Source organism: Plasticicumulans sp. (assembly GCF_035331805.1).
In the GTDB taxonomy this organism is placed as follows: Bacteria; Pseudomonadota; Gammaproteobacteria; order Competibacterales; family Competibacteraceae; genus Plasticicumulans.
Genome location: NZ_DAOLKE010000129.1, coordinates 1 through 9,227, shown reverse-complemented (window position 1 = coordinate 9,227; position 9,227 = coordinate 1). Strand labels below are relative to the sequence as shown.

The window sequence follows — 9,227 nt, the reverse complement described above, 5'->3', positions numbered from 1 at the left end:
TCCTGCTGCTCGAAGCTGCGCCCCTCGCCAAGCAGGCGTTCGAGTTCGCGGATGGCTTCATCCTTGCGCCCGGCCTGGTTCAGCACCGCGGCGAGGTGATAGCGGATGTCGCCGAGGTGCGGGGCCTGCACCGCCGCCTGCTGCAGGATCTGCAGGCCGCGATCGACCTTGCCGGCCTGCGCCAGCACCCAGCCGAGCGTGTCGGCGACCTCGGGGCTGTCCGGGGCGAGTTCGCGCGCCTTCTCGGCGAAGCCCACGGCTTCGGGGTCCTTGCGTTCGCTGAGCAGCCAGGCGAGGTTGTTCAGCGCGATGACGCTGCGCGGCTGCGTCCCGACGACCTTGCGGTACTGCTCGATCGCCGGATCGGCCTGCTTCTGGTTCTGCAGCTCGATCGCGTACTGCAGGCGCGTGATGTAGTCCTCCGGCGAGCGATCGACCCAGTCCTTCAGCGCCGCCAGCGCGCCGGCCTGATCGGCGGCGCGCAGCCGCGCCGAGGCCAGCTGCAGCGCCAGCGGTCCGCTCGGCGAACGCTGGTAGGCGGCGGCATACGACAGCGCCGCGTTCTGCGGGCGGTTGGCCTGCAGCTCCCAGTCGCCCTCGTACTTCTGCGGCAGCGGCGAATCCGGGAAGGCGTTGCGCAACGCCTCGACCTGCTTGCGGAACTCGGCTTCGCGCCGGCCGCGCAGCGCCAGTTCGATGCGCCCGGCCAGCGCCGGGGCGTACTTCGGATCGATGTTGAGCGCCCGCTGCAGCGCCTGTTCGGCGCCGGTGTCGTCCTTCTCGCGCAGATAGGTGCTCGCGATCAGGAACCAGCCTTCCGGATTGTTCGGCTGCGCGTCGGCGAACTTGCGGTAGGCGGCACGCGCGCCGCCGATGTCCTCGCTCGCGAACAGCACGGCACCGAGCATGCGCTGCACCACCGGGTTGTTCGGCTGCGCGGTTTCGAGCTGGCGCACGACGCCGCTCGCCTTCAGCCGGTCGCCGCGCTGCAGGTAGCGCTGCGCGAGCAGCAGGCCGACCTGCAGCGAGTCCGGGTTCTTCTCCCAGGCCTGTTCGAGCCATTGCACGGCCTGCACCGGCTGCTCGGCGCGCTCGGCGCGCTCGGCCAGCGCCAGCAGCGCCTGCACGTTGCCGGGATCGCGGGCGACGACGGCCTGGTAGCGCGCCTCGGCGGCCTCGGGCTTGTTCTCGCGCAGGTCGATCTGCGCGAGGTTCAGCTCCGCGACCGTGAACTTCGGATCGACGGCGAGCGCCTGCTCGAAGGCCTTGCGCGCGGACACGAGGTCGTTCTGCCCCATCTCGGCGATGCCGAGCAGGTTCAGCGGCATCGCCGACTTCGGCTCTTTTTCCGCCAGCGCCTGCGCGGTTTTGGCCGCGCGTTCGAAGTCACGCGTCTGCAGCAGCGTCAGCACCAGCATCACGTCGGCCTGCACGAGGCCCTGGTTCAGCTCGCTGGCGGTTTCCAGCTCGTCGATGGCCTTGTCGGTGTCGCCGGAGGCGAGCAGCGACAGCGCGTGCTGGGCCCGGATCGGCGAGGCGTTCGGCGCGAGTTCCGAGGCCTTCTGCAGCAGGGCTGCCGCCTTGTCGTGGTCACCGGCCTGCAGGTAGGCGCTGCCGAGCAGCGCGAGCAGCTGGGCATCGCCGCTGCCGGCCGCCGCCACCGGCGCCAGCAGGTCGATCGCGCGCTTCGGCTGCTTGAGCTTCATCGCCGTGCCGGCGAGCAGCTTGCGGGCCGGCAGCTGGTTCGGCACGGCCGCCACGTAGCGGCTCAGGTAGGCGTCGGCCTGTTCGAGGTTGTTGTTCTGGAAGGCGATCGCGCCGAGCAGCAGCTGGCTCGGCAGGTGATCGGGCACGAAGCGCAGCACTTCGAGCAGCGCCTCCTGCGCCGCCGGCAGGTTCTTCTTCGCGAGCAGCGCGCGCCCGCGCAGGAAGTTGGCGGCCGGCAGGTTGCTGCGCAGCCGGCGGGCGGCCTCGCCATCGGCGAGTGCGCCGTCGGCATCGCCCTGGGTGAGCCGGGTTTCACCGCGCCCGACCAGCGCGCGCAGTTCCTTCGGATTGCGCGCCAGCACCTTGTCGAAGGCCGCGATCGCTTCGGGATAGCGCTTCTGCAGGCGTTCGAGCTCGGCAAGCAGCAGCAGCGCCTCGACGTTGTCGGGCTGGACGGCGAGCACCTGGTTCACGCGCTCGCTGGCTTCGGCAAACTTGCCCTCGGCGCCTTCGAGGCGGGTCATCGCCAGCAGCGCCTCGACGTTGTCGGCCTTGGCCGCCAGCGCCTCGTTGAGGCGGGTCTTGGCATCGTCGAGCTGCTTCTGCGCCATCAGCGCCAGCGCCTGCAGCGACAGCAGCGAGGCGCGGGTTTCCGGCGGATCGTCGTCGAGCGGCGAAAACTCCTTCAGCACGCGATCCGCCTGGCCGAGCAGCATCAGCGTGCGCGCGTAATCGACCACCCACTGCGCGCGCGGCAGGCCGAGGTCGCGGGTGCGGGCGAGTTCCTTCTCGGCCGCGGCGAGGTCACCGCCGCGCAGATAGGTCTGGCCGAGCAGCAGGCGGGCGGCCGCGTTGTCGGGCTCTTCCTGCAGCGCGTTCTTCAGCTCGATGACGCCGGCGTTGACATCGCCCTTCTGCAGGGCCGTGCGGGCGCGCTCGATGTACTTGTCGGCCGCCGGGCCAGCCTGCACGCCGGGGCTGGCGACCGTCAGTGCCAGCGTCAGTCCGAGCGCCAGCGCCTGCCTGCGCGCCGTGCGCGCACCGCTTCGCGTATTCGTCCGCGTATTCGTCACCGTGGCTGTCCTGTGTTGCGAAGTCCTGCAGAGTCCCGCGCGGTGCTGCGCATGACACGGAGCCGGCCGCAAGCGCGGACCTCAGGTCTTCATGTTGTATTTGTTGAGCAGCGCGTAGAGGGTCGGCCGGGTGATGCCGAGGATATCTGCGGCCTGCGACAGATTGCCATCAACGTAGGCGATCGCCCGCGTCAGCGCCTGACGCTCGGCCTGCTCGCGCACGCGGCGCAGGTTCAGCGGCAGCGCCGGTTCGCCGCCCTCCTCCAGTTCGAGGTCGTCGGCGGTGATCTGGCTGCCTTCGGCCATGATCACGGCGCGCTTGACCTTGTTCTCCAGCTCGCGGACGTTGCCGGGCCAGGCGTAGTTCTCCAGCGCCGTCAGCGCCTCGCGCGTATAGCCCTTGAAGCTCTTGCCGAGCTTCTGGCTGTAGCGTTCGAGGAAGGCGCGCGCGATCAGCACCGTGTCGCCGTCACGCTCGCGCAGCGGCGGGATGTTCAGCGTGATCTCGCTGATGCGGTAGTACAGGTCCTCGCGGAAGCTGCCGGCCCGGATCAGCGCCGGCAGCTCGCGGTGCGTGGCGCAGACCACGCGCACGTCGACCGGGATTTCCTCGCGACCGCCGACGCGCTCGATCACGCGCTGCTGCAGGAAGCGCAGCAGCTTCGCCTGCAGCGACATCGGCAGGTCGCCGACCTCGTCGAGGAAGAACGTGCCGCCATCGGCGTATTCGATCTTGCCGCGGGTCTGCTTGGCGGCGCCGGTGAACGCGCCCTTCTCGTAGCCGAACAGCTCGCTTTCGAGCAGCGTCTCGGGGATCGCCGCGCAGTTGATCGCGACGAAGCGCTTGTCGGCGCGGTTCGACAGATCATGCAGCGCGCGGGCGATGAGCTCCTTGCCGGTGCCGCTGTCGCCGAGCAGCAGCGAGGTCGCGTCGGTCGGGGCGATCTTCTCGACCGTGCGGCAGACCTTCAGCATCGAGGCGCTGCCGGCGATCAGGCCTTCGAGCTTCGAGGACTGGCTGCGGGCGGCCAGTTCGCGGTTCTCGTTCTCGAGCGCATACAGCGCGTGGGCACGATCGACGATCAGCTTCAGCACGTCGCCGTCGACCGGCTTCTGATAGAAGTCGTAGGCACCGGCGGCCACCGCCTGCAGTGCGTTGTCGCGATCATCGTTGCCGGTGACGACGATGACCTTGGTCGAGGGCAGCAGCTGCAGGATCTCCTGCAGCGTCGCCAGCCCCTCGGTGGCGTTGGCCGGGTCCGGCGGCAGGCCGAGATCGAGCGTGACGATCGGCGGTTCGTGCCGGCGCAGCTGCGCGATCGCCGAATCGCGACTGTCGGCGGTCAGCACCTCGTAGTCGGCGAAGCACCAGCGCAACTGGCTCTGCAGGCCCGGATCGTCCTCGACGATCAGCAGTTTACGATTCAGTTCGCGCACTTGGCGGTCTCCCGGTGTCCGGCGCGCCCGGGCGCGCCCTCGCCTGCCAGCGGCAGGCGCAAGGTGAAGGTGGTGCCGAAACCGGGCTGGCTGACGACGTTGAGCTCACCGCCGAGCGCATGCGCGAACTCGCGGGCCTCATAGACGCCGACACCCATGCCGGCATTGCCCTTGGTCGTGCGGAACGGCTTGAACAGCGATTCGCGCACGAAGGTTTCGTCCATGCCGCAGCCGCTGTCGCTGACCGCGATCACGGCCGTGCCGGCCTCGCAGCCGACGGTCAGTTCGATGCGGCCGTCGGCCGCGGTCGCTTCCTGCGCATTGCGCAGCAGATGGCAGACGATCGCGACGAACTTGTCGTGATCGGCGCTGATCACCAGCGCCTCGCCACTCCCGGCGAGCTGCGGGCGCGGCGCCTGCCCGCTGCAGATCTGCACGGCCTCGGCGAGCGCCTCGCCGACATCGAAGCTGCGGGCCTGGCCGGTCGCGCGCGTGCGGCTCGCGAGCTGCGCGAGCAGGCGCTGCATGCGGCCGGTGGCGTTCTCGACGGTCTTCAGCGCATCGTCGATGAAGGCCGGGTTCTGGCGGTGGCGCTCGGCGTTCTTGACCACGAGGCCGAGCTGCGCGGCGACGTTCTTCAGGTCGTGGACCACGAAGGCCGACAGCCGGTTGAAGGCTTCGAACTCGCGGGCATTGGTCAGGGCCTCGGTGGTGTCGAGCAGCGCCAGATAGGCCGCCGCCTGCCGGCCGGCGGTCTTGAGCAGGTCGCGATCCTCCCAGTTGATGCGCCGCTCGCCGGGCGGGGCCAGGAGCAGCAGGCAGCCCTGCAGCGTGTCGCCGCGCATCAGCGGCACGATCAGCCAGGCGCGCGACAGGCCGCAGAGCCAGGCCGGCAGCTCCAGACCTTCGTACAGCTCCGGTTCGGACAGGTACTCGCCGAGTTCGACGACCCAGTGCCGGGCGGCCAGGAAGCGCACCAGCGATTCACCGCCGGCGAGCGTGCGCACCGGCGGTTCCGGCGAATTCCAGGCCGCGGCGAAGGAATAGCTGCCGTGCTCGTTGACGCTCCAGAGCACGCCGCCGCCGCTGTCGACGAGTTCGGCCATCGCGCGCACCGACTGCACGCGCAGCGGCAGCCCGGGCTCGGGCCGCGACAGCGTGGCGATGAACTTCAGCCATTCCTCGCGATAGTCGTACTTGTAGTGAAAGAAGTGCTTGCTCAGGAACACCTTGGCGTAGGCACGCAGCTGCCCCGAGAACATCATCATCAGCAGCAGGATCACGGCGCCGGTCAGGAACACCAGCTGCAGCGCCGTGCCCCAGTTGCCGCCGTACAGCCGGATGTAATACGCGACCCCGGCCATGACCAGCAGGTAGATGCCGGCCCCGAGCACCGAGGCCGTGTGCAGCGCCATGCGGTGCGACACGAACAGGCCCGGCGACCACTCGGGGTTGCGCATCGCCGCGATGCCGATCAGCGGCACGGCCATCGCATCGACGAAGCCGCGCGCCGCCCACATCGCCGGGTCCATGCGCCGGAACAGCAGCGTGTCGGCGTACAGGAAGAAGTCGTACGCGAACAGCGCCCCGACGCCGAGGTACAGGAACTTGGTGCCCCAGCGCTGCTCGGGCCGGGTGTTGCGGAACAGCTGCTCGATCAGCACCAGTCCGCCGACCGCCATCGCCAGATGCCCGAAGATGCGCAGGTCGCGCAGCAGCGATTCCGGCAGCCAGTCCGCGACCGCCGGCAGCAGGTCGACCAGCAGCAGCGCGGCGGCCAGCGCGCCGGTCGCCGGTCGCGCGATCGCGAGCGCCACATGGCGATGCTGCTGGGCGAGGATCAGCGGCCGCAGCAGCACGATCAGGAAGTACAGCCACGCCGCCGCGTGCAGGGTTTCGAGGGCGAGATAGAACGGCAGCGCCGCGCGCACGCCGGCGGCGACCAGCGCCGCCGACAGCGTCCAGCCGGCGGTGATCGCGACGGCCGCAACCAGCACCGCCCCGCGCAGCCGGCCGCGCCACTGCGTGGCCAGCGCCGCGGCAAACACCAGGTACATCAGCGTCGCAATGCCGTAGCCGAGCTCGCCGAGCCCGGGCTGGCCGTAGTCACTGAAGATCAGCATGTGCCCGCCTCCGCCGGATCAGCGGGCCCCCTTGCCCCACAGGATCACGTGGGCCGTCTGCAGCAGCACCATGAAATCGAGGAACAGGCTGTAGTTCTTGATGTAGTAGAGGTCGTACTGCAGCTTCTCGCGGGCATCCTCCTCGGAGGCCCCGTACGGATAGCAGATCTGCGCCCAGCCGGTGATGCCGGGGTTCACGCGGTGGCGCATCGAGTAGTACGGGATCGTCTGCTCCAGCATCGACACGAACTGCGGACGCTCGGGCCGCGGGCCGACGAAGCTCATCTCGCCGCGCAGCACGTTGAACAGCTGCGGCAGCTCGTCGATGCGGGTCTTGCGGATGAAGGCACCGACGCGGGTGATGCGCGAGTCGTTCTTCTGCGCCCACTGCGCGATGCCGTTCTGCTCGGCATCGGTGCGCATGCTGCGGAACTTCAGCACGTCGAACACACGGTCGTTGCGACCGACCCGGGCCTGCTTGTAGAAGATCGGGCCGTTGCGGTTCGATTCCCACCAGATCGCGATGGCCGTGGCCAGCATCACCGGCCAGGTCAGGCCGAGCAGCAGCAGGCTGGCGATGATGTCGAAGCAGCGCTTGCTGAAGGACTTCAGCGCCGCCTGATGGAAGCCGTCCGAGAAGATCATCGAACTCGGATGCAGCGCGTCGAGGCGGATCTTGCCGCTCTCGCGCTCGAAGAAGGTCGCCAGATCGCTGACGGTGACGCCGTTGATCTTGCAGTCGAGGATGTCATCGACCGGGAAGCCGCGGCGGCGGTCGTCCATGGCCACGACGATCTCGTCGATGCGCTCGTGCTCGGTGTAGCGGCGCAGCAGCGTGCCGGCCGGCAGCACGCGCGCGGCGTCGACGATGATGTCGTCGGCCTCGTTCATGCGCACGAAGCCGATCAGCGCGAAACCGCGGCCGTGGCTGCCCGAGGCGAGCTGCTCGACCTGGTGGGCCTTGTAGCCGGTGCCGAGCACCAGCACGCGGCGCTTGAGCGCCTCGTGGTCCGACAGCCGGAAGAACGCATAGCGGGCGACGACCACGCAGACGAAGGAAGCCGCGAACGCGATGCCGAACTCGCCGCGGCCCATGTAGAGATCGGGCAGGAAGTAATAGATCAGCGTGATCGTGAACAGGCCGAGCAGGAAGCCGACCGCGACGCGCAGCATCATGTCGGCCTTGCCGTCCCAGAAGTGGCGCTCGTACAGCCCCATGGCCGTCATGACCGAGACCATGACGATCGCGAACAGCGAGGCCTTCAGCTCCAGCCCGATCGGATCGAAGGCCCAGCCCTCGATGCCGCTGCGCACGAACTTGCCGAACGGGATGCTCCCGAAGAAGACCAGCATTTCCACGAGGGCCAGCAGCAGCAGCGGCAGCGGCACGTAATGTCTGAACAGGCGAATCATCCGTCATCCCCAGGGGCAAGTCCGCTTCGGCGTCCGGTTCCGGGGCAGCCGGTCGGTCGCGACAACGGGGCCAGACTCTACCATCGGCCCGCCCGCCCCCGTCCGAACGAGCTGTGTCGCCGCTGTGTAAAGTTGATAACCGGCTTCAGGCCGCCGGACCGCCCTCGAAACGGTGGCCGAACAGCGCCTGCAGCCGCTCGTCGGCTTCGAGGTCCGCGGCCGTGGCCCGGATCACGCGCAGCGCCGGCCGCCCGGCCGCGATGCGCACGACGGCCTCGGGCTCGGCGCTGCGGGCCGCGGCGCTGGCCGGCGCATCGGCACCGTCGAGCGCCATCGCCACCTGACCGCCGGTCATCGCCAGATAGACATCGGCGAGGATGCGCGCGTCGAGCAGCGCGCCGTGCAGCTCGCGCTGGGAGTTGTCGATGCCGTAGCGCCGGCACAGCGCATCGAGCGAGGCGCGCGCGCCGGGATGCAGCTCGCGCGCGAGCTTCAGCGTGTCGAGCACCGGGCAGAAATCGGCGATGCGCCCGGGCGCAGGCTTCAGGCGTGCCAGCTCGGCATCGAGGAAGCCCGTGTCGAACGCGGCGTTGTGGATGACCAGCTCGGCGCCGCGGATGAACTCCAGCAGTTCATCGGCCACCTCCGCGAAGCGGGGCTTGTCGGCCAGAAAGGCCTCGGTCAGGCCATGGACCTCGACCGCACCGGGATCGAGCGCACGCTCCGGGTTCAGGTAGCGGTGGAAGCTGCGCCCGGTCGGCCGGCGGCCGATCAGCTCGACGCAGCCGATCTCGATGATGCGGTGACCCTGGGCCGGTTCGAGCCCGGTGGTTTCGGTGTCGAGGACGATCTGGCGCACGACGGAGGACTCGCGAAGTGGGGGGAAGAAGCAGGGTTTCGACGGTCCGGACGGTTCAGCCCGCCGGCGGCGGGCTGCGCAGCGTGCCGATCGCGGCGCGGGCGAGCTGATCGGCGCGTTCGTTGCCTGGGTCGCCGGCATGGCCGCGCACCCAGCACCATTCGATCGTGTGCGGTGCGCAGGCGGCATCGAGCCGCTGCCAGAGTCCGGCATTCTTGACCGGCTCGCGGGCGCTGGTCTTCCAGCCGTTCTTCTTCCAGCCGTGAATCCAGCGCGTGATGCCGTCCATCACGTAGCGGCTGTCGGTGTGCAGGCGCACGCGGCTCGGGCGCTTCAGCGCCTCCAGCGCCATGATCGCCGCGGTCAGCTCCATGATGTTGTTGGTCGTCGCGGCGCTGGCACCGCTCAGCTCGCGGCTGCGTCCGCGCCAGTTCAGGATCGCCGCCCAGCCACCCGGCCCCGGGTTGCCGGAGCAGGCACCGTCGGTATGGATCACGACCAGATCCGCATCGGCCGTCGTCGGAGCGTTCACCGGATTCGATCCTCGCAGCACTGGCCGACGCGCGAGGCATCGCCGACCGCCCCGGCCGGCACCAGCCGCCGGCGCGGGCGCCA

At 69.5% G+C, this 9,227-nt stretch carries 6 protein-coding genes; all 6 read right to left on the bottom strand.

Features of this window, described 5'->3' with window-relative positions; translation table 11 throughout:
- Positions 1-2,780: XrtA/PEP-CTERM system TPR-repeat protein PrsT (gene prsT / locus PKE44_RS10535; protein ID WP_324550867.1), on the bottom strand; the 2,780-nt coding region annotated here is incomplete at its 3' end.
- A gap of 81 nt (positions 2,781-2,861) precedes the next feature.
- Positions 2,862-4,217: a PEP-CTERM-box response regulator transcription factor gene (gene prsR / locus PKE44_RS10530; protein ID WP_324550865.1), complete on the bottom strand. Its 1,356-nt coding sequence runs from the start codon at positions 4,215-4,217 to the stop codon at positions 2,862-2,864.
- On the bottom strand, positions 4,205-6,340 hold the full coding sequence (prsK, locus tag PKE44_RS10525) for an XrtA/PEP-CTERM system histidine kinase PrsK (protein ID WP_324550862.1): 2,136 nt from the start codon (positions 6,338-6,340) through the stop codon (positions 4,205-4,207). Before prsK ends, prsR begins: the two co-directional genes overlap by 13 nt.
- 18 nt (positions 6,341-6,358) lie before the next feature.
- Entirely contained in the window at positions 6,359-7,753 is a 1,395-nt protein-coding gene (locus tag PKE44_RS10520; protein WP_324550859.1) for a TIGR03013 family XrtA/PEP-CTERM system glycosyltransferase, read from the bottom strand.
- Positions 7,754-7,898: 145 nt separating this feature from the next.
- Positions 7,899-8,612, bottom strand: coding sequence for a DNA polymerase III subunit epsilon (gene dnaQ / locus PKE44_RS10515; RefSeq protein WP_324550855.1), 714 nt, complete (start codon positions 8,610-8,612; stop codon positions 7,899-7,901).
- Positions 8,613-8,667: 55 nt separating this feature from the next.
- The gene (gene rnhA / locus PKE44_RS10510; RefSeq protein WP_324550853.1) at positions 8,668-9,144 is read right to left on the bottom strand and encodes a ribonuclease HI; all 477 of its coding nucleotides are present in this window, start codon (positions 9,142-9,144) and stop codon (positions 8,668-8,670) included.
- Between the last annotated feature and the right edge of the window lie 83 nt (positions 9,145-9,227).

What these genes read in the sequence shown, in the direction of transcription:
- prsK (WP_324550862.1), bottom strand. Translation starts at nt 6,340, where the DNA reads ATGCTGATCTTCAGTGACTACGGCCAGCCCGGGCTCGGCGAGCTCGGC.
- PKE44_RS10520 (WP_324550859.1), bottom strand. Translation starts at nt 7,753, where the DNA reads ATGATTCGCCTGTTCAGACATTACGTGCCGCTGCCGCTGCTGCTGCTG.